The sequence below is a fragment of the Arthrobacter sp. NQ4 genome (assembly GCF_029077345.1).
Classification (GTDB): Bacteria; Actinomycetota; Actinomycetes; order Actinomycetales; family Micrococcaceae; genus Arthrobacter.
This window is the reverse complement of the sequence record NZ_JARETC010000007.1, coordinates 147,298-169,939: the sequence shown is the minus strand read 5'-3', so window position 1 is coordinate 169,939 and position 22,642 is coordinate 147,298. Positions and strand designations below refer to the sequence as shown.

20 protein-coding genes and 2 tRNA genes are annotated in these 22,642 nt (G+C 67.5%); 5 read left to right on the top strand and 17 right to left on the bottom strand.

The annotated features are described in order from the left end of the window. Positions 1-19: 19 nt before the first annotated feature. Positions 20-1,066 carry a thiamine-phosphate kinase gene (gene thiL, locus PUN51_RS13660; protein ID WP_224026414.1) on the bottom strand — a complete coding sequence of 349 codons (1,047 nt, stop codon included), beginning with the start codon at positions 1,064-1,066 and terminating at the stop codon, positions 20-22. A gap of 69 nt (positions 1,067-1,135) precedes the next feature. Between thiL and PUN51_RS13655 the strand changes: the two genes are divergently transcribed. Further along, entirely contained in the window at positions 1,136-1,639 is a 504-nt protein-coding gene (locus PUN51_RS13655; protein WP_275181309.1) for a DUF3515 domain-containing protein, read from the top strand. A 187-nt stretch (positions 1,640-1,826) separates the two neighbouring features. Here PUN51_RS13655 and PUN51_RS13650 read toward each other — a convergent pair whose 3' ends face one another. The 6 genes from PUN51_RS13650 to leuC all read right to left on the bottom strand — a co-directional run bounded on the left by PUN51_RS13650 (position 1,827) and on the right by leuC (position 8,344). Then, a complete protein-coding gene (locus PUN51_RS13650; RefSeq protein WP_275181308.1) occupies positions 1,827-2,975 on the bottom strand; it encodes a D-alanine--D-alanine ligase family protein in 1,149 nt (382 codons plus the stop codon). Positions 2,976-2,977: 2 nt separating this feature from the next. Then, positions 2,978-4,027, bottom strand: a complete 1,050-nt coding sequence (locus tag PUN51_RS13645; protein WP_159631715.1) for an NAD(P)H-dependent glycerol-3-phosphate dehydrogenase — start codon at positions 4,025-4,027, stop codon at positions 2,978-2,980. Next, positions 4,024-4,794, bottom strand: a complete 771-nt coding sequence (locus tag PUN51_RS13640; protein WP_275181307.1) for a lysophospholipid acyltransferase family protein — start codon at positions 4,792-4,794, stop codon at positions 4,024-4,026. Before PUN51_RS13640 ends, PUN51_RS13645 begins: the two co-directional genes overlap by 4 nt. Before the next feature lie 9 nt (positions 4,795-4,803). After that, complete coding sequence (gene murA, locus PUN51_RS13635) at positions 4,804-6,129, bottom strand: UDP-N-acetylglucosamine 1-carboxyvinyltransferase (protein ID WP_026265620.1); 1,326 nt, start codon at positions 6,127-6,129, stop codon at positions 4,804-4,806. A gap of 148 nt (positions 6,130-6,277) precedes the next feature. Then, complete coding sequence (gene leuD, locus PUN51_RS13630; RefSeq protein WP_159631713.1) at positions 6,278-6,880, bottom strand: 3-isopropylmalate dehydratase small subunit; 603 nt, start codon at positions 6,878-6,880, stop codon at positions 6,278-6,280. Between the two features lie 9 nt (positions 6,881-6,889). Continuing rightward, on the bottom strand, positions 6,890-8,344 hold the full coding sequence (gene leuC, locus PUN51_RS13625) for a 3-isopropylmalate dehydratase large subunit (RefSeq protein WP_275181306.1): 1,455 nt from the start codon (positions 8,342-8,344) through the stop codon (positions 6,890-6,892). A gap of 113 nt (positions 8,345-8,457) precedes the next feature. Between leuC and PUN51_RS13620 the strand changes: the two genes are divergently transcribed. Both PUN51_RS13620 and PUN51_RS13615 read left to right on the top strand, forming a co-directional pair. After that, complete coding sequence (locus PUN51_RS13620) at positions 8,458-9,177, top strand: IclR family transcriptional regulator (protein ID WP_009356552.1); 720 nt, start codon at positions 8,458-8,460, stop codon at positions 9,175-9,177. Between the two features lie 43 nt (positions 9,178-9,220). Continuing rightward, positions 9,221-9,766, top strand: coding sequence for a DUF1697 domain-containing protein (locus PUN51_RS13615; RefSeq protein ID WP_275181305.1), 546 nt, complete (start codon positions 9,221-9,223; stop codon positions 9,764-9,766). A 10-nt stretch (positions 9,767-9,776) separates the two neighbouring features. Here the strand turns inward: PUN51_RS13615 and PUN51_RS13610 are convergent, their stop codons facing one another. From PUN51_RS13610 to PUN51_RS13595, 4 genes are all read right to left on the bottom strand, one after another. Further along, the gene (locus PUN51_RS13610) at positions 9,777-11,393 is read right to left on the bottom strand and encodes a GTPase (RefSeq protein ID WP_275181304.1); all 1,617 of its coding nucleotides are present in this window, start codon (positions 11,391-11,393) and stop codon (positions 9,777-9,779) included. Continuing rightward, on the bottom strand, positions 11,390-13,159 hold the full coding sequence (locus PUN51_RS13605; RefSeq protein ID WP_275181303.1) for a dynamin family protein: 1,770 nt from the start codon (positions 13,157-13,159) through the stop codon (positions 11,390-11,392). The genes PUN51_RS13610 and PUN51_RS13605 overlap by 4 nt, the downstream gene beginning before the upstream one ends. 220 nt (positions 13,160-13,379) lie before the next feature. Further along, positions 13,380-13,455, bottom strand: a tRNA-Glu gene (locus tag PUN51_RS13600). 128 nt (positions 13,456-13,583) lie between these two features. Continuing rightward, positions 13,584-13,655 (bottom strand) — tRNA-Gln (locus PUN51_RS13595). A gap of 382 nt (positions 13,656-14,037) precedes the next feature. On the opposite strand from PUN51_RS13595, the gene PUN51_RS13590 reads away from it, so the two are divergent. After that, positions 14,038-15,522, top strand: a complete 1,485-nt coding sequence (locus PUN51_RS13590) for a hypothetical protein (protein ID WP_275181302.1) — start codon at positions 14,038-14,040, stop codon at positions 15,520-15,522. A gap of 73 nt (positions 15,523-15,595) precedes the next feature. Here PUN51_RS13590 and PUN51_RS13585 read toward each other — a convergent pair whose 3' ends face one another. The 4 genes from PUN51_RS13585 to PUN51_RS13570 are packed head-to-tail and all read right to left on the bottom strand — an operon-like array spanning position 15,596 to position 19,510. Beyond that, entirely contained in the window at positions 15,596-16,333 is a 738-nt protein-coding gene (locus tag PUN51_RS13585; RefSeq protein WP_275181301.1) for an HAD family hydrolase, read from the bottom strand. Then, positions 16,333-17,847, bottom strand: coding sequence for a glutamate--tRNA ligase (gene gltX / locus PUN51_RS13580; protein ID WP_275181300.1), 1,515 nt, complete (start codon positions 17,845-17,847; stop codon positions 16,333-16,335). The genes PUN51_RS13585 and gltX overlap by 1 nt, the downstream gene beginning before the upstream one ends. Before the next feature lie 57 nt (positions 17,848-17,904). Then, positions 17,905-18,681, bottom strand: coding sequence for a fumarylacetoacetate hydrolase family protein (locus PUN51_RS13575; protein WP_224026426.1), 777 nt, complete (start codon positions 18,679-18,681; stop codon positions 17,905-17,907). 10 nt (positions 18,682-18,691) lie between these two features. Further along, positions 18,692-19,510, bottom strand: a complete 819-nt coding sequence (locus PUN51_RS13570; protein ID WP_275181299.1) for an MBL fold metallo-hydrolase — start codon at positions 19,508-19,510, stop codon at positions 18,692-18,694. A gap of 134 nt (positions 19,511-19,644) precedes the next feature. Between PUN51_RS13570 and PUN51_RS13565 the strand changes: the two genes are divergently transcribed. Beyond that, entirely contained in the window at positions 19,645-20,238 is a 594-nt protein-coding gene (locus PUN51_RS13565; RefSeq protein ID WP_275181298.1) for a hypothetical protein, read from the top strand. 82 nt (positions 20,239-20,320) lie between these two features. On the opposite strand, the gene PUN51_RS13560 is transcribed toward PUN51_RS13565, so the two are convergent. Continuing rightward, positions 20,321-21,433, bottom strand: coding sequence for a branched-chain amino acid aminotransferase (locus PUN51_RS13560; RefSeq protein WP_275181297.1), 1,113 nt, complete (start codon positions 21,431-21,433; stop codon positions 20,321-20,323). Positions 21,434-21,536: 103 nt separating this feature from the next. Next, on the bottom strand, positions 21,537-22,589 hold the full coding sequence (locus PUN51_RS13555) for a 3-isopropylmalate dehydrogenase (RefSeq protein WP_275181296.1): 1,053 nt from the start codon (positions 22,587-22,589) through the stop codon (positions 21,537-21,539). Between the last annotated feature and the right edge of the window lie 53 nt (positions 22,590-22,642).

Genomic DNA, 22,642 nt, shown 5'->3' with positions numbered 1-22,642 from the left:
CAGCGCGTTGGCGGCAACCTTAGTGTGCAAAGTGATCCCATCCCCCGGTGTCCGCGGCCCGGCCAGCTATCAGGACACCCGGGCCTTCGTCGGTGCCGAGTGCATGTACCGAGCCTATCGCAGTGAATCCGGGTGGCAGCTGAACGCCGGCCGGGAATGTGGCCAGCAGCCCGTGGTCCTCCCCGCCGCCCAGGACCCACGGTGCGGCATCTGCTCCCAGCCGCGCCGCGGCGGGGCCCAACAGGTCCGCCAACTGGGTAAGACGCGCTGGATCGAGGGCCACCGCGACATGGCTGGCCGTGGCCAGCCGCTTCCCGTCGCGCAGGAGTCCGTCCGAGATGTCCAGCATCGCCGTTGCACCTGCAGCGCGGGCTGCCGGGCCGGCTTCCAACGGCGGCCGCGGACGGCACTGCAGGTCGACAAAGGCCTGCTCTGCGGGTGTAAGGGAGTCCAGCGGCACGCCCGATTCGAGCAGGGCCAGGCCCGCCGCCGCGTGGCCGACGGTTCCGGCCAGTGCGAGGATGTCCCCGGGCCGTGCGCCGGACCTGAGGACGGGCCGCCCGCCGTCAAGGTTTCCCAGGACCGCGGCGGTCACCGAAATTTCCCGGCCCCGGCCAAGGTCGCCACCCGCCACGGAACAGTGGACTGCCCCGAGTTCCCGGATTCCGGCCCTCAGCCCGTCCGCCAGGTCCTCCACCCAGCGGACCGGCGTGTCAACGGGAAGCGTGAGGCTGACCACGATGGACGTGGCATGCGCGCCCATGGCGTTGATGTCGCTAAGGTTCTGCGCCGCGGCCTTCCAGCCGACGTCGAAACCGGTGGTGCGGTAGCCGTTGGGCCACAGGAGCCGGAAATCCTGGTCCTGGACCTGGGTGTCGATGCTGATGACGGTCTTCCCGTCCGGAGCCGCGACGATGGCGGCATCATCCCCCGGGCCGAGGAGCAAGTTGGAGTTGTGGCCGCCCTCCATGCGCAGGCGCGGAAAGATCCGGGCCAGCAGGTCGGCTTCGGAAAGGCCTGCCACGGTGGGCTGGCGGTCAACGCGGTTACGGAGGTCTTCAGGCACGCCACTACGCTACCGCGCCGGGCCGACATTGTGTCCGGACGGGGACTGCGGCGGCGATAGGCTGGAAGCATGCACCATCCCCAGCTGCCCCTGTCCGCCCGCGCCGCCAGGACCGCGGCGGTTGGGGCCATTGCCGCCCTTTCACTGACTGCCTGCTCCCCCACCGTTGATGTCACCGCCGCCAAGGACGCCGCCAACCCGGCGTGTGCGCCCATGATGGTGGCCCTGCCGGATGCCATCGGCGATTCCAAACTGCGGAAGACCAACAGCCAGGCCACCGCGGCCTGGGGCGATCCGTCCCTTGTCATTCTCCGTTGCGGCGTGAACGTTCCGGGGCCGACGACCGACCGCTGCGTCACCGTCAACGGCATTGACTGGGTGATCAAGGAAGGCGACCCGGTGTGGACGCTGACCACCTACGGCAGGGAACCCGCCACGGAGGTCCTGATGGACCCTGACAAGATCAGCTCCGCGACAGTGCTGGCGGACTTGGCAGCAGCGGCCGGCAATGTTCCGTCGTCCCGGAACTGCGTAGGCCAGGAGGATCTGCAGAACCTGCCCAAGAGCCAGTAACCTGCCGGTGGGCCCACGCCGGCAGGGTTCCCTGGCCGAAGCGGAGCGAGGTTAGGGTGCCGGTGTGTGGGCCCACGCCGGCAGGGTTCCCTGGCCGAAGCGGAGCGAGGTTAGGGTGCCGGTGTGTGGGCCCACGCCGGCAGGGTTCCCTGGCCGAAGCGGAGCGAGGTTAGGGTGCCGGTGGGGATCAGCGGAGTCCGGTGTTGCGGTTCAGTGCCAGGTAGATCAGTTCGTCGATGAGGTCGGCGTAGCCCAATCCTGTTGCCGCCCACATCTGGGGGTACATGCTCTTGGGCGTGAAGCCGGGCATGGTGTTGATCTCATTGATGATCAATTCGCCCTCGGGAGTGTAGAAGAAGTCCACCCTGCTGAGCCCCTCGGCCCCAACTGCGTCAAAGGCGGCGGCAGCCAGCTCACGGACCCGGGAAATAGCGTCCGCAGGCATGTCGGCCGGGCAGCTGAGGGCTGCGGCGTCATCCTCGACGTACTTGGCGTTGAAGTCGTAGAACTCGTGGGTGCCCCCGGCGACGGAGATTTCGCCGGGCATCGACGTCCGAGGCGCGTCCGTGCCCCGGCCCTCCAGGACCGCGCATTCGATTTCGCGTCCAACAATGCCGGCTTCGATCACAAGCTTGAGGTCGTGGCGGCGGGCTTCCTCGATGGCGGCGTCCAGCCCCTCGAGGGAGTCGACTTTCGAAATGCCCATCGAGGACCCCGCACGGGCCGGCTTGACGAAGACGGGGAACCCGAGGCGGTCCACCTGCTTACGCACGGCTTCGGGGTCCTTGCGCCACTGCCGGTCGGTCACCACCACATACGGGCCCACGTGCAGCCCGGCAGCTTCGAAGACCACCTTCATGTAGTGCTTGTCCATGCCGACGGCCGATGCCAGGACCCCGGCGCCGACGTAGCGCGTATCCGAGAGCTCGAGGAGACCCTGGATGGTGCCGTCCTCGCCGAACGGGCCGTGCAGCAGCGGGAAGACCACGTCGACGGCGCCCAGTTCCTGCGGAACCTGGTTGGGCGCGGCCACGATCAGCTGGTGTTCCCCGCCGATCTCGGCCAGGGTGACGGTTTCCGACGACGGCACAACTTCCGGGAGCGATGATGCCGCCAGGGACCATTGGGCCGTCTCGGCGGGGGCGAGAACCCACTGCCCGGTCTTGGCGATCCCGATGGGGATGACCTCGTACTTGTCCTTATTGATGGCACCCAGCACACCTGCCGCCGTGACGCAGCTCACGGCGTGCTCGCTGGAACGGCCGCCAAAAAGCACGGCAACGCGCGGCTTCCTGGTGGGGGCCGTTTGGCCTGTGGTGGGTTTGTCTTGGGACATGGTCAGTAATCGCCTTCAGGTTTCAATTCCCGGGACAGCAGAACCGGCCCCAGTTGGTCAACGGACAGCTTGCCTGCCAGCACCGCCACGACGGCGGCAGTAATGGGCATTTCGACGCCGAGTTTGCCGGCAAGTTCATGGACGGCCTGGCCGGACTTGATGCCTTCGGCGGTCTGGGTCATCTTCCGGCCCACCTCTTCCAGCGTCAGGCCCTGTCCCAGCAGCCGGCCGGCCGTGTGGTTCCTGGAGAGCGCGGAGGAACACGTTGCCACGAGGTCGCCAAGCCCCGCGAGCCCGGCCATGGTTTTCGCTTCGCCGCCCAGTGCCAGCGCAAGGCGGGATGTTTCCGCAAGTCCCCGGGTAATCACCGAGGCTTTGGTGTTGTCCCCCATCTGCCTGCCCTCGCAGATGCCCACGGCCAGCGCGATGACGTTCTTGACGATGCCGCCAATTTCGACGCCGACGACGTCCGCCGTGGTGTACGGGCGGAAGTAGGGGGCGGTGCAGCTCCTGGCAAGCCAGCCCGCCGTCGCGGAATCCGTGCAGGCCACAACGGACGCGGTGGGTTCCTCACGGGCAATTTCCATGGCGAGGTTGGGGCCTGAGACGACCGCGATGCGTTCCTGCGGCAGGCCCAGTTCCTGGCTGATGACCTCACTCATCCGGGCGTCGGTTCCCAGCTCCAGGCCTTTCATGAGGGAGACGACGACGGCCCCGGGGGCGATCATGTCCTTCCACTCCCGCAGCTGGGGACGCAGCGACTGGGCCGGAACGGCCACCACCACCAGCTCTGCCCCTGCCAGGACCTCGCGGACGTCGGTCGACGCCGTGATGCTTTCCGGCAGGACGATGTCCTTGAGGTAGTCGCTGTTGCGGTGGCTGGTGTTGATCTCTTCCACCACTTCGGCGCGCCTGCCCCACAGCTTGATGGCGCGCGGCGTACCGGTGGCGGTGGCGGCGTCGGCCAGGATCTTCGCGAACGTTGTTCCCCATGATCCTGCACCGAGGACGGCCACAGTGCGGGCCGCTCCCGGCTTTGCGTCAGCGGTCACTGCGCTTCCGTTCCTGCGCCCGGCTGCTGCCCGCGTTCCACGAACCGCCCGTGCTTGGCCTGCTGCTGCTTGGCCGGATCCCAGCGTTCCGCGGGAGGCTGCTCACCGCGCAGGCCCGCCAGGAGCTCCGTGATGGCGTCCATGATCAGTTCCGTGGCCTCGCTCAGTGTGGCCTTGTCCAGGGGACGGCCCTTGAAGGCGCTCAGGTCCACGGGATCGCCCACCACCACGCGGGAACGCTTCCGCGGGAACAGGTGGAACCGCTTGCCGTACCTGGGGAAGACCTCGTGCGCACCCCAGTGGGCGATGGGCACCACCGGGATGCCCCCTTCGAGGGCAAGCCGTGCCGCCCCAGTGTGTCCCTTCATCGGCCAAAGCCCGGGGTCGCGGGTCAGCGTGCCCTCCGGGTAGATGATGATTGCGCCGCCCTCAGCCACAATCTCCTGGGCCACCTGCAGCGACCGGTTCGCTCCCGCCGTCGAACGCTCCACCGGCACCTGCTTGGTGGCGCGCAGGAGCGGGCCCAGGCCGGGCACCTTGAAGAGCCCGGCCTTGGCCAGGAAGTGCGGGGCCCGCTTCTGGTTGTAGAGCATGTGCCCCACCACCAGGGGGTCGATTTCGGTGCAGTGGTTGGGCGCGGCAATGAAGCCGCCTGCGGGAAGCTTCTCCGTGCCTTCCCAGGTTTTGGACATCATGAGGTTCATCAGGGGCCGGACGACGCCGGCGATGAACACAAATGTGGCCCTGCTCTTGGCAGATTCCTTCACAGTCCCGCTCTACTTCGTGGTGGTGATGTCGAAATCGGCACCGAGTCCGGCAAGCTTCTCGGTGAAGCGCTCGTAGCCGCGGTTGATGATGTCGATGCCGGTGACCCGTGAGGTTCCCGTGGCCGCCAGGGCGGCGATCAGGTGGCTGAACCCGCCGCGCAGGTCCGGAACGTCGATGTCGGTTCCCTTGAGCTGGGTGGGGCCGGAAATGACCGCGGAGTGCAGGAAGTTCCGTTGGCCGAAGCGGCACGGGACGCTGCCCAGGCACTCCCGGTGCACCTGGATGCTGGCGCCCATGCGGATGAGCGCGTCCGTAAAGCCGAAGCGGTTCTCGTACACCGTTTCATGGACAATCGAGACGCCCTCGGCCTGGGTGAGTGCCACCACCAGCGGCTGCTGCCAGTCGGTCATGAAGCCGGGGTGGACGTCTGTTTCGAGGACCAGCGGGTTCAGCTTGCCGCCCTTGTGGTAGAACCGGATGCCGTCCTCGCCGATGTCCATTCCGCCGCCCACTTTGCGGTAGGTGTTCAGGAAAGTCATCATGTCGCGCTGGGAGGCACCCTCGACGAAGATGTCGCCGCGGGTCACCAGCGCCGCCGACGCCCAGGACGCCGACTCATTGCGGTCCGAAAGGGCGCGGTGGTTGTAGCCGCCCAGGTCGCGGACGCCTTCGATGCGGATGGTGCGGTCAGTCTGGACGCTGATAATGGCGCCCATCTTCTGCAGCACGGCGATGAGGTCGATAATTTCCGGTTCGGTGGCGGCGCCGGAAAGTTCCGTGATGCCTTCCGCGCGGGTGGCGCTCAGCAGGACCTGCTCCGTGGCCCCCACAGAGGGGTAAGGAAGGGAGATCTTGGCGCCATGAAGGCCTTTAGGCGCCGAGATGTGGATGCCGCCGGGGCGTTTCTCCACCACGGCACCGAACTGGCGCAGGACGTCCAGGTGGTAGTCGATGGGCCGGTCGCCGATCTTGCAGCCGCCCAGGTCCGGGATGAAGGCTTCGCCGATCGCGTGGATCAGCGGCCCGCACAGCAGGATGGGAATGCGGGAGTCGCCGGCGTGGGCGTCGATCGCGGTGCTCGGCGCCGTCTTGGCAGCCTTGGGGTCAAGGGTCAGGTCGCCGTTGACGGGGTCTTTCTCCACCGTCACGCCATGCAGCTGCAGCAGGGAGGTGACTACCTCGACGTCCTTGATTTCCGGCACGTTCCGCAACACCGAGGGTTCGTTGCCCAGCAGCGCCGCCACCATTGCCTTGGGGACAAGGTTCTTTGCCCCACGGACGCTGACGCGGCCTGTAAGCGGGACACCGCCGCGGATTGTCAGAACACTACTCATATACCGGTTTCCTCACGATCACTAGCCCCCAAAACCTTGCAAAGGCTCCAACCAAGCATAGGAGGTCGCGTTACCGAACCGAAATAAGGGGGCACCGGCGGCGGGGCGTGGCGGAACGGGCACCCGCCGCCGGATGGCGCACCCCAGGCTAGGAAAGCTTCGCCGGCAGGGTCTTGGGCTTGAAAGCCGGGCGGGTGGCCTCATAGGCCGTGATGTCGGCTTCGTGCTGCAGGGTCAGCCCGATGTCATCCAGGCCTTCCAGGAGCCGCCAGCGGGTGTAGTCATCGATCTCAAAGGGCGCCACGATGTTGCCGCACACCACGGTCTTGGACTCGAGGTCCACCGTGACCTGGGTGCCCGGGGCGTTCTCGAGTTCCTTCCAGATGAGCTCGATGTCGTCCTGGGCCACCTGCGCAGCCAGCAGCCCCTGCTTGCCCGAGTTGCCGCGGAAAATATCCGCGAAGCGGGACGACAGCACGGCCTTGAAGCCGTAGTCCTTCAACGCCCAGACGGCGTGCTCGCGGGAGGAACCGGTACCGAAGTCCGGGCCGGCCACCAGGACCGAACCGGCGTTGTACGGCTCCTGGTTCAGGATGAAGGAGGAGTCCTTCCGCCACGCCGAGAACAGGGCGTCCTCGAAGCCGGTCCGGGTGATGCGCTTGAGGTACACCGCGGGGATGATCTGGTCGGTGTCGACGTTGCTCTGGCGCAGCGGGACGCCAATGCCGGTGTGCTTGGTGAACTTTTCCATGGTGTTGTCCTAGGCTGCGTCGATGCGGATGGCTGCGGGTTCGGGAGCCGGTTCAAGGTCCGACGGCGAGCTGAGCGTGCCGCGCACGGCCGTGGCTGCGGCCACCACCGGCGAGACCAGGTGCGTGCGTCCGCCCTTGCCCTGGCGTCCTTCGAAGTTGCGGTTGGAGGTGGAGGCGCACCGCTCCCCCGGCTCCAGCTGGTCCGGGTTCATGCCCAGGCACATGGAGCAGCCGGCGAAGCGCCATTCGGCACCGAAGTCCTTGAAGACCTTGTCCAGTCCCTCTGCCTCGGCTTCGAGCCGGACGCGGGCCGAGCCGGGCACCACCAGCATGCGGACCTGCGGGTCCTTTTCGCGGCCGCGGATGATGTCCGCGGCAGCGCGCAGGTCCTCGATCCGGGAGTTGGTGCAGGAACCGAGGAAGACGGTGTCTACCCTGATGTCCTTCATTGGTGTGCCGGCCTCGAGTCCCATGTACTGCAGGGCGCGCTCGGCGGCAGCCTTGGCGTTCTCGTCGCCGAAGTCCTCGGGGGACGGAACGGCCTGGGACAGGGACACGCCCTGGCCGGGGTTGGTGCCCCAGGTGACGAAGGGCTCCAGCGTGTCGGCGTCCAGGTCCACCTCGACGTCGAAGGTGGCGTCGTCGTCGGTCCGCAGCGTGTTCCAGTACTCGACGGCGGCGTCCCAGTCAGCGCCCTCCGGCGCGTGCGGACGGCCCAGCATGTAGTCGTAGGTGATCTGGTCGGGTGCCACCATGCCGGCCCTGGCGCCTGCCTCGATGGACATGTTGCAGATGGTCATCCGCGCTTCCATGGACAACGCCCGGATGGCCGAGCCGCGGTATTCCAGCACGTAGCCCTGGCCGCCGCCGGTGCCGATCTTTGCGATCACGGCGAGGATAATGTCCTTGGCGGTAACGCCCGGGCGCAGGGTGCCCTCCACGTTGATGGCCATGGTCTTGAACGGCTTCAGGGACAGGGTCTGGGTGGCCATGACGTGCTCCACCTCGGACGTCCCGATGCCCATGGCCAGCGCGCCGAACGCACCGTGCGTGGAGGTGTGCGAGTCGCCGCAGACCACTGTCATGCCTGGCTGCGTGAGGCCCAGCTGGGGACCTACGACGTGGACGATGCCCTGTTCGGCGTCGCCCAGGCTGTGCAGCCGGACCCCGAACTCCGCGCAGTTGTTGCGCAGGGTCTGGATCTGGGTGCGGCTGGTGAGGTCGGCAATGGGCTTGTCGATGTCCAGGGTGGGGGTGTTGTGGTCTTCGGTGGCGATGGTCAGGTCCGGCCGGCGCAGCTTGCGCCCGGCCAGGCGCAGGCCTTCAAAGGCCTGCGGGGACGTGACTTCGTGGACCAGGTGAAGGTCGATGAAGAGAAGGTCAGGCTGGGCGTTGGCACCATCGCCGTCACCTTTGCGCACCACGTGTGCGTCCCAGACTTTCTCGGCCAATGTCTTTCCCATGGCCCTCTCCCTTCACTGCTGTTTGGCTGAATGGTCCAACTGAATCAGGAGGGCTCCACGCCGCGCCACCCGAAAGATTTGCATCTCAGATAATGAGACGGCAATATCATTACATGGACAATTCTAGTGGAGTCGGTGTCATTGATAAAGCGGCCCAGGTGCTCGATGCCCTCGAGGCAGGACCCACCACCCTGGCGCAGCTTGTAGCCGCCACGGGCCTGGCCCGCCCCACTGTCCACCGCCTCGCTTTGGCGCTGGTGCACCACCGGCTCGTCAGCCGCGACATCCAAGGCCGCTTCGTGCTCGGCAGCAGGCTTGTTGAGCTCGCCTCGGCAGCCGGCGAGGACCGCCTGATCGCCTCCGCCGGCCCGGTCCTGATGCAACTGCGCGACGCCACGGGCGAGAGCGCCCAGATCTTCCGCCGCCAGGGCGACTGGCGCGTCTGCGTCGCCTCCGCCGAGCGGCCCATCGGCCTGCGCGACACCATCCCCGTCGGTACCCAATTGTCCATGAAGGCAGGTTCCGCGGCCCAGGTCCTGCTGGCGTGGGAAGACCACGACCGGCTCCTGGAGGGCCTGCAGTCGGCCCGCTTTACGCCCACCGTCCTGGCAGGAGTACGACGACGGGGCTGGGGGCAGAGCCTGGGCGAACGCGAGCCGGGGGTCGCGTCCGTCTCGGCACCGGTGCGGGGTCCGTCCGGCAGGGTGATCGCCGCCGTCTCCATTTCGGGCCCCATCGAACGCCTGACCCGCCAGCCGGGACGCCTCCACGCCGAAGTGGTCTGCAATGCAGGACGGATCCTGACCGAGGCGCTGCGGAAGAACAACGACTAGGACCTTCCCCTCCCCCGGCCGCCCGCGCGGCTAGGCTGTGGCCATGGGCAGCTATGCAGTGTTCCTCCGCGGCATCAACGTGGGCGGAATCAATATCAAAATGGCGGACCTCAGGGACGCATTGAAGACCTGTGGTTTCGAGGACGCGAAGACCCTGCTGGCGAGCGGCAACGTGGTGCTGTCCAGCAGCCTGGACGCCGCAGCCGTGAAGCGCGAATGCGAAAAGAGCCTCCGAGCGGCCTTTGGCTACGAAGCATGGGTGGTGGTCCTGGAAGCCGGGCGGGTGGGCTACCTGGTGGAAGCATGCCCTTACCCTGACGACGACAAGTCCACCCACGCCTACATCACCATCTCCTCGGACACCGCCGTCCTGGACGAACTGGAAGCAGCCGGCTCAGCCCTGGAAGGCCACGCCCAGCAGCGGCTGGCGCCGGAGGCGCTTGCCTGGCTGGCCCCCGTAGGCGGAACCCTGGACAGTCCCTTCAGCAAAATCAGCGCCAAGGCGAAGTTCAAAGCCGCGACCACCACGCGGAACCTGCGCACCATGATCAAGGTCCGCGACGCCGCACGGGCTCTCGCAGCGGGCTAGCGAACAGGCCCTAGGCCTGCCCGGCCTTCCTCAGTGCCTTGTTGAACGCCGCAAGCCTTCCGATTTCCGCTTCCACTGGTTCCACGACCAGCTCCTGAGCCGCCGCCGCAACGGCACTGTTGAGCCGTCGTCGCGCCCTTGCAGCCCTGGCCTGGGCAGCCGCGGCCGCAATGAAACGTCCGGTGATCGCCAGGAAGATCCCCAAAACCAATCCGAAGGCGATCATCAGGGTGGGCACCGGCCATCCCTCCACGCGCGGCACCTCCGGCACCGGCAGCTGAAGGTAGCCGAGCCCGGCCAGGACGCCCAGCCAGCCCAGACCGCCCAGCAGGATTAACAGTGCCAGCCACTGAACGACGTTGAAGGCACCCCACCACCATGCCTTCCGGTTGGCGGCCAGGTCGGTTCCGGCGATGGCCTGGTCCAGCGCATCGGGCAGGCGCTCCCGGCCGGCCCTTGCAGCCCCCCGGATCGCGGCCCGCCATGGGCCGGGTGCTCCGGCGCTGGCCGCGTCCGCGAACTCCCTGACAGCTGCATCGGTGCGTGCCCGCTCCGGCGCACCGGCCGGCGGCAGCGATGTCCGGTTCAGGCTGGCAGGAGAACTGCTTCGGAGGTTGAGCCGGCGCAGCGGGTCAACCCGGAACCGGGAGAGCCAGCGGGTTACCGGCCAGCCGGTGCGGCGCACGGACTCGAGTCGGTAGGACTGTCCCACAGCCCGCACCACGGCAGGCACATTCGCCGCAACAGCCAGTTCGTCCGCAAGCTGTGTCCTGGTAGCAGAACGGATCCCTGCGGCGTCGCCGTCACCGGAGGCGTGCCGCAGGTCCTCTGCGGCCTTGCTGATGTCCGCTTCCAACCGCCGGGACTGGGCCTGCCGCTGCACGGCCACTTTCCGGATCGCTGCCCGCACCTCCCCAATTCCTGCGCCCGTCAGGGCGGATGAAGCGAGTACGCGCACCTGTCCCAGCCCCTCGCCGGCAAGGATCGCGTGCAGCGAGTCAAGCACCGGCTGCACATCGTGCGCGGGAAGCCGGTCCACTTGGTTGAGGACCACCAGCGTGACGGCCCCGTGGGACGCCAACGGCGCCAGGAACCCGTTATGGAGTGCCGCATCCGCATATTTCTGCGGATCGAGCACCCACACCAGGACGTCCACCAGGCCCACCATGCGCTGCACGATCTCGCGGTTAGCGGCGTGGGTGGAGTCGAAGTCGGGGAGGTCCAGCAGGATCAGCCCGGTCCGTTCGTCCGCGAAGCCCTCCACGGGCTGGGCGTGGTGCCGGTTCCCCACCTCCAGCCAGTCGAGGAGCGCTTCACTGCCCGCCGCTCCCCAGACCCCTGCCAACGGTTCCGATGTGGTGGGCCGGCGCGCGGCCGCCGTCGCGATTTCCGCGCCGCTGACGGCGTTGAAGAGGGACGACTTGCCGCTTCCCGTTGCTCCAAAGAAGCCGACCACTGTGTGGTCACCGGACAGCGAACGGCGGGAACTTGCGCGTTCCAGGACGGTGAACGCTTCCTGCAGCGCATGGTCCGGCAGGACCCCCTCCCCCAGTTCGCGGGCGTCCTGGAGTGCCTGGAGCCGGGTGTCCAGCCGCGAGGACTCCCGCGCTCCGCTGTGCCGGCTCACGCGCTCTCCGCCAGCCGAGCCAGTTTTCCGGCCTGCACTGCAAGTGTCTGTGCCAGGTCCGGGTTGTCCGCCGGCAGCCGCTGCAGAAACTTCTGCTGCTCGTCCATCAGCAGCTGCCGGCAGCGCACGGCCAGGTCCTCGCGCGCCTTGTCCGCCATCCGGCGCACGGCATCCTCGCCGAACACAGCCTCCAACAGGCGCTGGCCCACGACGGCGGTTCCTCCGGCCACGCCGATCTCCAGTCCCGTAAGCCCCGCCGTCATCGAAAACACCACGATCATCAGCGCGGCACCGAGGCCGTTGATGCCGAACGACAGCCAGCGCGCCTGGGTGCGTTTGCCCTGGCCCTCGGTGCGGATCAGCTCCATCAATGCTTCCTGCCAGGCCCGGATCTCCGCAGCCGCCCGGTCAGCGAACCCGGGCGCCGTCCCTGACAGGTCGTCCGCGGCCAGCAGTTGCCGGCCGGCCGGGTCCGAGCGCCACCGCTGGTCGGTGTCTTCGGCAGCATTGGCTGCCTCGTCGACAATGACTGCCTGCAGGCCGGTCTCGATGGCCGCTTCCACCCGCACGGCCGGCGCGGGTTCGCCACGGAAGAATGCCCCCATCCGGTCCCTGAACCGGCCCACGTTCTGCTCCAGCGTGCGGAAGAATTCGCCGGTGCCCACGAAGTCCTGCCAGCGGGCCAGCACCTCGCCCCGCAGCAGGGCTCCGTCGCGGGTGGCGTCCAGGATCCGGGTGGCCGCATTTTCATAAGCCGCCACGGCGTCGGATTCGAGCCGGGCAGCTGCCTGTTCCTGTGCACGCACAGATTCGGCGAGGTCCGCAATCCGCTGGGCCAACGCACGGACCGTCCCGTTCAGCGTTCGGCGTGCCACGTCGCCCCGCCCCGCGGCATCGGACGCCAGCGACGCCAGCCACTCCCGCAACTCGTCCACGGCCCCGGCGGGCAGCATGCCGTGACTATCCAGCACTGTTTCGGCGATGATGAACAGGCGGCTTCCGGCCAGGCCTTCGCGGTCCAGCAGGCCACGGAGGTCCTGGCTCACCTCCGCTTCGGCGCCCTGCGGCACCCGGTCCAGCACCACCGCCACCGTAATGTCCCGGGAAGCGGCATCCAGGAGGAGCTTCCAGGGGACGGCGTCGGCATACCGGTTTGCAGTGGTGACAAACACCCAGAGGTCGGCGGCGGCCAGCAGCTGTCCGGCCAGGAGTCGGTTCTGGTCCGAGATCGAGTCGACGTCGGGCGCATCGAGGAGGGCGATGCCGGCAGGTACTGCCGCTTCAGCCACCAGGACCAGGGAATCGGTGGCAGCGGCCGGCTCCCCCGCGTGGCCAGTGGGCGCCGGACTGGCAGCCAGGGTTCCCCGGATCCGGCTTAGCCCCGGCAGGACGCGCTGGCCCTCAAACCAGGCAGCTTCGGCGGGGTTGTGCAGCAGGATTGGCTGGCGGGTGGTGGGCCGGATGGCTCCCGCGCGGGTTACCGGGTGCCCCACGAGTCCGTTCACGAGGGTGGATTTGCCCGCGCCCGTGGAACCGCCGACGACGGCAAGCAGGGGTGCATCCAGGCTGCGGTACCGGGGAAGGATGTAGTCGTCCAGCTGGGCCCTTGCGGCTGCGGCGCCGCGCCGCGCCTGGTCTGCACCCGGCAGGGCCAGCGGCAGCGTGACATCGTCCAGCCCACTGCGGATTTCCTCCAGCAGCGTCACCGCCGCCAAGGATTGCGGTGGCGACTGGGCTGGGCGGCCGTGCTCGTCATGGGTGGTCACAGCAACATCATGCCAGTTGAGTCGTCGAGGAGAGCGGCCGCGGCGCGTCCGCAAGCCCGGATCTACCGCGGCGGCAGGCATGAAGCTTTCCGTACCCATGACTGGAAGTGATGGGGCGTTCCCAAAAACACGGCGGGACGTGATGGGGCGTCTGGGCTGACAGGCTCTGTTGTCGGGATAACAAAAATGGTCCCGGGCTGTTGCCCGGGACCATTTCCGATGGTGACCCCAGCGGGATTCGAACCCGCGTTACCGCCGTGAGAGGGCGGCGTACTAGGCCGCTATACGATGGGGCCATGTACTTCCGGCAGCGTTTCCGCTGCTCAAGCTCAGTGAGTATGTCACACACTTTGCCGTGGTTTCAAATCGGCGAACCGAGTGGAAACCTACTGTTTTGCGGCTGAAATCAGCACTCAAACCAGAGCTGGGATACCAGGACTCGAACCTAGAATGACGGTACCAGAAACCGTAGTGTTGCCAATTACACCATATCCCAATGGCACTTTCGGGCCGGATTCAGGGCGTTTTCCCTGCTCCGTGCGCCTCAGCACGAGAAATTACTTTACCCGAGACTTTCGGCTCGCACAAATCGAGCGTCGGGCAGGCACGGGAGCCGCGGTGAACCGGTTGCTCCAAACCCCTTGCCCACCTTCCGCCCATATGGTTACCCTCGAGTAAGTTACCCATCAGTAACAACCTCCCTGCCCCGTCTTGTGGGGACCCACGAGGAAAACGGGAACGCCTTACCAGCCACGGTTTTTCGCCCCCGGGCAGCGTCGTCCGGCGGAAGTTAGGAAGTGTCAGCGTTGACAACCCGCACAGCAACCATTGCCGCAGCCAGGCCCAGACCCCGGTCACAATCCATCGCAATCATCGCTTTGTCCCTCTTGCTCACCCTGTTCCTTGCGTTCTACACCTACCTCACCGGCCAGATCTCCAACGGTGCCGCCCAGCTCATGGACGGTGCCGGGCAGGCGGCCGCGGGGGCATCGCAGCTCAAGGACGGCTCCGGGCAACTGGCCACAGGAGCCGGCGCAGCGAACAAAGGCGCGGGCCAGGTCAAGGACGGCTCGGTCAAGGTCAAGGACGGAAGCGCCGAGCTTAATACCGGCGCTGCAGCCCTGCAGGCGGGTGCCGGGAAGATCTTCTCCGGAGTCCGCGACCAGCTGGCGCCCGGGGTAGACAAGCTGCATGCCGGCACCACCAAACTGCAGAATGACGTCCTGAACAAACTCGTCCCCGGCGTCTACCAGGTGGATGACGGCGCCCACAAGCTTCAGGCCGGCGCCGTCGCCCTGTCCGCGGCGCTGACTCCCACTGCTGCCGGAAATGCGCCGAACAACCTGGCCGACGGTGCGGGACAGCTGGCGGCAGGTACCGGCCGGCTCGCCGCAGGCGCCGGTCAGCTCGACGCCGGCGCCACCAGCCTGAGCGCAGGGACAGCGGCGCTGAAGAACGGAACAGCGCAGCTGAAGGGTTACCCCGGCGCGGGGAACGATCCGGCCAAGGGAGACGGGCTCGCCGCGCTCAGCCAGGGGCTGGACCAGCTTGAAGCGGCGGCGAACGGGCCCCAGGGCCTGGTTCCCCTGGCCGTCATCAAGGACCAGATCGCCAAGTTGGCCGACGGCGGACGGCGCGCCTACGCGGGAGCGGGGCAGCTCGATGCGGGAGCAGCAAAGCTGAACGACGGCGCCGGGCAGCTTAAGGCCGGAACCGGCAGCTTGACCACGGGAGCCGCCCAGCTGGATGACGGGGCGGCCCGGCTGAAGGCGGGCTTCGCCACGCTGGCCGGGAAGCTCAATGCGACGGACCCGCAAAATCCGGGCGTGGTGCTGGGCACGTCCATGCTGGCCGAGGGCACGGCCAAGATCAGGGTAGGAATGGACGGCGTCCCCGGCAACCCGGACAGCCCCGGGCTGATTTACGCGGCGAACAACCTCCAGGACGGCACCACCAAACTCAGCGCCGGAATCAACGGCGGCGAAGACCCCGCCAACCCGGGCCTGCTGGCCGGAACCGAGGCGTTGTCGGACGGAACAGTGGCCCTGAGCCGCGGCACAGGCCAGCTGCAGGCCGGATCCGCCCAGCTCGCCGACGGAACAGGCCAGCTCGCGGACGGCAACGGCAAGCTGGACGACGGCTCGGTCAAACTCGCCGACGGTGCGGGCAAGCTGGCGGACGGCAACGCGAAAATAGCGGCCGGCACGCAGGAGCTGCACTCGAAGGTGGCCGCTGTCTCGCCGTCGTCGTGGCTGGACAACCCTGCAGTCGCACTTGTGGTGGTGGCGCTGCTGGTGGCTGCCGCCGTCGGGGCCTACCTGGTCCTCCGCAGGCGTTCCCTCCGGCCCGAAGCTGCGGCCTGACACCTGGAGCACTTTCGCCGACACATCGGCCGCCGCCCCTCAAGAAGGGGCAGCGGCCGCTGTGGCCGGAAGCTTATCCCAGCAGCTGGTCCAGGGACGCGACCATGCCGCCCTCGAAATCCTCCACGACCTCCCCCACGCGGTTGAGCCACACACCCACCAGGCCCGCCGCCGTCGACCCTTCTGCATCCAGCAGGCGATTGTCGCCTACATACAGCGTTTCGGCAGGGCCAGTGCCCAGGAGCCTGACGCCTTCGAGGTACATCGCCGGATGCGGCTTGGCGACGCCCAGGGTGTCGGTGCCCACGAGGTGCGTGATCCGCTCCAGCCCGGCGCCGTCCAGCTTGGCCCGCTGGTAGTCGTGGACGTTGTTGCTCACGGCGCCATACGGGATGCCCGCCTGGTCCAGGGCATCGAGCAGGGGCAGCACATCGGGAAACGGCTTCACATAAGCGGGCTGCTTCTCCATGTAGGCGCTCAACCACTGGTGTGATTCCTCGCCGTCGGCCAGTTCCACGCCGAAGTGCCCCAGGGCCGCCCTTCCCCGGAGCAGGCGCTGTTCGTTAAACGTCAGCTCACCTGCAAGGTAGCGGTCGTAGTAATGCGTGGTTTCGTGCGTGAAGATGCGCCCGAACCGCTCCCATCCGGCCTGGTCCAGGCCGGGCAGGAGGTGTTCACTGACCTCGCGCAGGGCGGTCGTCATTGAATATTCGAGGTCCACCAGGGTGTCGTCGATATCGAACAGGACACCCCGGACAGCGCCGAATGGTGTCTGCAACATGCCGGCGGGTGCCTGGCTGGGGGCGGTCATCAGCCGCGGAAGGCTTGGAGCCGGCGCAGGGACGACTCTTTACCCAGGATCACCATGGACTCGAACAGGGGCGGCGACACGCGGCGGCCGGAAACCGCCGTGCGGACCGGACCGAAGGCGAGCCGCGGCTTGATGCCCATGTCCTCCACCAGGGCCTGCTTGAGGGCAGCCTGGATGTTCTCCGCCGTCCAGTCCGCCACGGGCTCCAGGGCGGCGATGGCAGCGTCCAGGACCTCGGGAAGGTTGGCGGGGAGGCCCTTGCGGGCGTCATCGGCAACGTCGACGGCGTCGTCTGCCTTGAACAGGAATGCCAGCATCTCGGGTGCTTCGCCCAGCAACGTGATGCGCTCCTGGATCAGGGGTGCCGCTTCGGTGAGGATCTCCTCCTCGCGGTCGGTCAGGATCTCCCCCACCAGGCCCGCCTCGCGCAGGTAGTGCGCCACCCGGTCGCGGAAGACCCTGGGTTCGAGCATCCGGACGTGGGTGCCGTTGATGGCCTCCGCCTTCTTCAGGTCGAAGCGCGCGGGGTTGCCCAGGACGTCGTGGATGTCGAAGTGCTCCACGAGCTGCTCCACCGTGAAGATGTCCTCGTCTGCGCTGAGGGACCAGCCCAGCAGGGACAGGTAATTGAGCAGCCCTTCAGGAATGAAGCCCCGCTCGCGGTGCAGGAAGAGGCTGGACTCGGGGTCCCGCTTGGACAGCTTCTTGTTGCCCTGGCCCATGACGTAGGGCAGGTGTCCGAACTCCGGCATGTACTCGGCAACACCGATGGCGTACAGGGCCCGGTACAGGGCAACCTGCCGGGGCGTGGAGCTGAGCAGGTCCTCCCCGCGCAGCACGTGCGTGATGCCCATCAGTGCGTCGTCCACGGGGTTGACCAGGGTGTACAGCGGCGCACCGTTGGCCCGTACCACGGCGAAGTCGGGGACCGACCCGGCCTTGAAGGTGATGTCGCCCCGGACCAGGTCGGTGAACGTGATGTCCTCGTCCGGCATCCGCAGGCGGAGCACAGCCTGCCGGCCTTCCGCCCGGTACTGCGCCAGCTGCTCATCGGTCAGGTGCCGGTCAAAGCCGTCGTAACCGAGCTTCGGGTCGCGGCCTGCGGCGCGGTGGCGGGCCTCGATCTCTTCCGGGGTGGAGAAGGACTCATAGATGAATCCGCCTTCATGCAGCCGCTTGATGACATCCTGGTAGATGTCGCCGCGCTGGGACTGCCGGTACGGCTGGTGCGGGCCGCCCACCTCCACGCCCTCGTCCCAGTCGATGCCCAGCCACTTCAGCGCATCCAGCAGCTGGTGGTAGCTTTCCTCGCTGTCCCGCGCCGCATCCGTGTCCTCGATCCGGAAGACCAGCGTGCCCTTGGTGTGGCGCGCGTAGGCCCAGTTGAACAGGGCCGTCCGGATCAGTCCCACGTGCGGGGTGCCCGTGGGCGAGGGGCAGAAACGGACCCGCACGGGCGTTTCCGCGGTAACGGGGGGAATGGAGGCGGCAGGTGACGAAGAAGCGATACTCATAGTGGCTTCAACTTTACCCGCCCGGCCGCATGCCGCCTCCCGCCCTGCGGGCCGGTGCTAGCGGCGGACGATGGGGTTGGACAGCCGGCCGATGCCCTCGATTTCCACCTCGAAGCGGTCGCCCTCCTTGACCAGCCCCACACCGGCCGGCGTGCCGGTCATGATGACGTCGCCGGGCAGCAGGGTGAACGCCTGGGACACCACGGAGACCAGTTCGCGCACGCCCCGGATCATCTGGCTGGTGCTGCCGTCCTGGCGCACCTCGCCGTTCAGGCGGCCCTGGATCTGCAGGTCCTCCGTGTCCAGGTCGGTTTCGATCCAGGGGCCCAGCGGCGCTGAGGTGTCGAAGCCTTTGGCGCGGGTCCACTGCAGGTCGGTTTTCTGGACGTCGCGGGCCGTGAGGTCGTTGCCGCAGGTGTACCCGAAAATTACGTCGTCCACGCGGTCTTCCGGCACGTCCTTGCAGATGCGGCCAATGACCACGCAGAGTTCGGCTTCGAAGGAGACTTCCTCGGAGAACTCCGGCAGCACGACGGGGTCATTGGGGCCTACGACGGCGGTGTTGGGCTTCAGGAAGAGCAGCGGCTGGGCGGGGACCTCATTGCCGAGTTCATGGGCGTGCTCCACGAAGTTCCGGCCTACGCCGATCACCTTGCTGCGCGGAATGATGGGTGCAAGCAGCCGGACGTCCTCCAGCTTGTGGCGCACGGAGGTGCGCTCCACTCCGTTGAAGAAGGGGTCGCCGTGGATGACAGTGATTTCCTCACTGCCGGGGGCACCTTCCACAACGCCGTACAGGGGATCGGAATCGACGACAAACCTGGCAATACGCATGGCTCCTACCCTACCGTCCCGGCGGCGCCGGCTGCCCTTCACTCCCGCCGCGCAGGTACGAGAGCTGGGCCGCCACGGACAGTTCGGCGGCGCGCCGGACGGAAGGTCCGACGCCGGCATAGACGGCGTCCGCCACCTCACCCACAGTTGCGTCCCGGCCCAGCCGGGCCAGTGCCGCGCGGATTTGCGCCAGCCGTTCCTCCCGGTGCGTCCGGTAGTCGCGGGCCGCAGACTTCAGGGACGGCAGCACCGGGCCGTGCGCAGGCAGTACCGTGGCGGGCCCCAGGGCCTCCAGCAGGTCCAGGGACGCGAGGTAATCGCCCAGCTTCCCGTCGGGATAGTCCAGCACGGTGGTCCCCCGGCCAAGGATGGTGTCCCCCGTCAGCACCGATCCGTTCTGCCCGTCCGCCGGCAGGTGGAAGCAGGCGGAGTCGGAGGTGTGGCCAGGTGTGGCTATCACTGCGATCTCAAGCCCCGCCGCCCGGATAACCTCCCCGGATGCCAGGGGTTCTCCCCCTCCATGGCAGTGGCTGGCATCCATGGCGCGGACGGGTGCGCCCGTGAGCCCGTGCAGGCGCGCGGACCCGGCAGTGTGGTCGGCGTGCCGGTGGGTCACCAGGATCAGCTCCACGGTGCCCACGCCGGCCAGTGCGGCCAGGTGCGTATCATCCTCCGGCCCGGGATCCACCACCACCACGGCGGACTGCGCGGGGCCGCGCAGGATGTAGGAGTTGGTGCCGTCCAGGCTCATGGGGCCCGGGTTGGGGGCAAGGAAGAATTGCGTGAGCGCGCTGCTCCGCTGCAGGAGCGGGCCGGGATTGAAAGTCACGGACCCATCCTTGCATCACCGGCCGGCCCTCCCCCAGCCCACGCACATCCGCGGCAGCGGAATAGAACGGCACGGGCCACAGGTTGGCACCAAAGACAGCACCACGATCTCCATCAGGAAGCCGGATACCGCCCATGAGCACAGCATCACTCGCAGACCTTCTCGCCCAGGCGGACGCCGACGGACACGACCACTCGGCCACCGAAAAAGCCACCGGCCTGCTGCACGTCCACAACCACGCCACTGGCAGCATCGTCTGGTTCCCGACGTGGCGGAAGTTCCGTGAAACCACGGACTGGTCGGAGGCCGTCGCCGGCATCACCGCGGAACTGGATGCCGCCTCCGCGCCGGCAGACCAGGCCGGCGCCGCAATCGTTGCCGCGGACCTGGAATTCCTGCTGGACCAGGCTGCCCGGTCCGGCGATGCGAACGTCTTCGTCCAGGAGAACCTCACCCGGCACCTGACCAGGACCTGGGCTGTGGGCGATGCCGTTGCGAAGGCCACCAACAAGGACCTGTTCACCAGCGGCTCCACCCCCGCCGTCTTCGCCGGCTACCCGTACGACGTCTACGCCCAAGACGGTGGCGTGTTTGCCACGGGCCTCTGGAACGACCTTATCGACGCACGGCGCAACCGTGCTTTGGCGGAGGAATCGGCCCGCAAAGCACTGAAGCCGGTCTCCCGCAAAGCCATGAAGAACGCGGCCCGGAAGGCAGCACGCCGCTGACCAACCCGCCGCCGGCTGAAACGCAGAACGGCGCCTGACGGACCAAAGTCCGGCAGGCGCCGTCGTACGTTGAACCCTGAAACTATGCCAGGCGGGTGAGCCAGCCGTGGGTGTCCGGCTCGGCGCCGGTCTGGATGCCCAGGAGCTTCTCCCGGATGGCCATGGTGACCTCGCCGGCCTTGGCGTCCTCGGAACCGATGAACTCGGTATCGTCCTTGAGGACCCCGATGGGAGTGATCACAGCTGCGGTACCGCAGGCGAAGACCTCGGTGATCCCACCGGACGCCACGCCGTCGCGCCACTCGTCCAGGGTGATCTTGCGCTCGGCAACCTCGCGGCCCATGTCCTTGGCCACCTGGATGACGGACATGCGGGTGACACCTTCCAGGATGGTGCCGGTCAGCGCGGGAGTGGCCAGGGAGCCGTCCTTCATGACGAAGAACACGTTCATGCCGCCCAGCTCTTCCACGGCGTTGTCGTTGGCCTGGTCCAGGAACAGCACCTGCTTGCAGCCGTTGGCTTCGGCCTCCTGCTGCGCGATCAGGGAGGCAGCGTAGTTGCCGCCGCACTTGGCGTCGCCGGTGCCGCCGCGGCCTGCCCGGGCGTACTGGCGCGAGATCCAGATGGAGACCGGCTTGAGTTCGCCGCCGAAGTAGTTGCCGGCCGGCGATGCGATCACGCGGAAGGACACTTCACGGGCTGCCCGGACACCCAGGAAAGCCTCGGTGGCGATCATGAAGGGCCGCAGGTAGAGGGCTTCGCCGTCGCCGGAGGGCACCCATTCCTTGTCCACGGCCACCAGCTCACGGATCGCGCCAAGGAAGTATTCGGCCGGCAGCTCGGGCAGTGCAAGCCGGCGGGCGGACTTGTTCAGGCGTGCCGCGTTGGCTTCGGGACGGAAGGTCCAGACGGAGCCGTCCGCGTGCCGGTAGGCCTTGAGCCCTTCGAAAATTTCCTGGCCGTAGTGGAAGACCGCGGCGGACGGGTCCAGCACGATCGGACCGTAGGGTTCGATCCGGGCGTCGTGCCAGCCGCCGTTGCCGTCCGCGTCCACGCTGTAGTCGACGATGGCGGTGTGGTCGGTGAAGTAGTTGCCGAATCCCGGGTTTGCCAGGATGGCTGCACGCTCCTCGGCGGACTTCGGGTTCTCCGAGGGCTGCCGGGTGAATTCGACGCCATGGGCGGTCTGAGTCATGGTTCCTCCACGATCGGCCGCCCGGGGTTCAGCGCTGAACGGGAAGGCGGCATTTGGTGATTCGAGTAAAGCTTACGCCCGATGCCGGCGGCCCCGGCGCGGGCTACAGGCCGGCGGCGATGGCGTCGCCCACGGCGCTGGTGCTGCGTGCTGTGCCGTCGCGCTTTTCGACGTCGGCAACCACTGCGGCTTCGATCCTGCGGGCAGCGTCGGTGTAGCCGAGGTGGTCCAGCAGGAGCGCGGCGGAGAGGATGGCCGCGGTGGGGTCAGCCTTGCCCTGGCCGGCGATGTCCGGTGCGGACCCATGGACCGGCTCGAACATGGACGGCGCGGTGCGGTCCATGTTGATGTTGCCGGAGGCTGCCAGCCCGATGCCGCCGGTGACTGCCGCGGCGAGGTCGGTGATGATGTCGCCGAACAGGTTGTCCGTGACGATGACGTCGAAGCGGGACGGGTCGGTGACCATGAAGATGGTGGCGGCGTCCACGTGCAGGTAGTCGTGGGTGACCCCAGGGAATTCCTGGGCCACGGCTTCGACGGTGCGCTTCCACAGGTGCCCGGCGAAGACCAGGACGTTGTGCTTGTGCACCAGGGTGACGTGCTTGCGCTCCCGCAGGCTGGCGCGGCGGAATGCGTCGCGGACCACGCGCTCCACGCCGTGGGCGGTGTTCAGTGACACTTCGGTGGCTACCTCATGCGGGGTTCCCGCCCGCAGTGTGCCGCCGTTGCCCACGTACGGACCCTCGGTCCCTTCGCGCACCACGATGAAGTCGATGGTGCCGGGGTTGGCCAGGGGGCTGCCGACGGTTCCGTAGAGCCGTGAGGGCCGCAGGTTGACGTAGTGGTCCAGGCTGAAGCGCAGCTTGAGCAGCAACTCACGCTCGATGATGCCGGACGGGATGCGGGTGTCGCCGGGGGCGGCACCCACGGCGCCGAAGAGGATGGCATCGCGGTTCTTCAGGTCGGCGAGGACGGCATCCGGCAGGGTCTCCCCCGTAGCCAGCCAGTGCTCGGCACCGAGCTCATAGTGCGTCGGCTTGAGCTCCACGCCCTCCGCCGCCACAGCCTTTTCCAGGACTTTGAGGGCCTCGGCAATGACCTCGGGGCCGATGCCGTCGCCGGGAATAACTGCAAGATCGATGGAGGATGCGCTCATGGTTTCAGGGTAGCCAAGACATCCATATGCTGGTCAAAACGTCTCAGCTCTTG

Excerpts from the sequence above, each read along its gene's own strand:
- PUN51_RS13565 (WP_275181298.1), top strand. The coding sequence starts at position 19,645 with ATGAGCACAGCATCACTCGCAGACCTTCTCGCCCAGGCGGACGCCGAC.
- PUN51_RS13585 (WP_275181301.1), bottom strand. The coding sequence starts at position 16,333 with ATGACCGCCCCCAGCCAGGCACCCGCCGGCATGTTGCAGACACCATTC.
- PUN51_RS13575 (WP_224026426.1), bottom strand. The coding sequence starts at position 18,681 with ATGCGTATTGCCAGGTTTGTCGTCGATTCCGATCCCCTGTACGGCGTT.
- PUN51_RS13560 (WP_275181297.1), bottom strand. The coding sequence starts at position 21,433 with ATGACTCAGACCGCCCATGGCGTCGAATTCACCCGGCAGCCCTCGGAG.
- PUN51_RS13655 (WP_275181309.1), top strand. The coding sequence starts at position 1,136 with ATGCACCATCCCCAGCTGCCCCTGTCCGCCCGCGCCGCCAGGACCGCG.
- leuC (WP_275181306.1), bottom strand. The coding sequence starts at position 8,344 with ATGGGAAAGACATTGGCCGAGAAAGTCTGGGACGCACACGTGGTGCGC.
- PUN51_RS13620 (WP_009356552.1), top strand. The coding sequence starts at position 8,458 with ATGGACAATTCTAGTGGAGTCGGTGTCATTGATAAAGCGGCCCAGGTG.
- PUN51_RS13615 (WP_275181305.1), top strand. The coding sequence starts at position 9,221 with ATGGGCAGCTATGCAGTGTTCCTCCGCGGCATCAACGTGGGCGGAATC.
- leuD (WP_159631713.1), bottom strand. The coding sequence starts at position 6,880 with ATGGAAAAGTTCACCAAGCACACCGGCATTGGCGTCCCGCTGCGCCAG.
- PUN51_RS13555 (WP_275181296.1), bottom strand. The coding sequence starts at position 22,589 with ATGAGCGCATCCTCCATCGATCTTGCAGTTATTCCCGGCGACGGCATC.
- gltX (WP_275181300.1), bottom strand. The coding sequence starts at position 17,847 with ATGAGTATCGCTTCTTCGTCACCTGCCGCCTCCATTCCCCCCGTTACC.
- murA (WP_026265620.1), bottom strand. The coding sequence starts at position 6,129 with ATGAGTAGTGTTCTGACAATCCGCGGCGGTGTCCCGCTTACAGGCCGC.
- PUN51_RS13650 (WP_275181308.1), bottom strand. The coding sequence starts at position 2,975 with ATGTCCCAAGACAAACCCACCACAGGCCAAACGGCCCCCACCAGGAAG.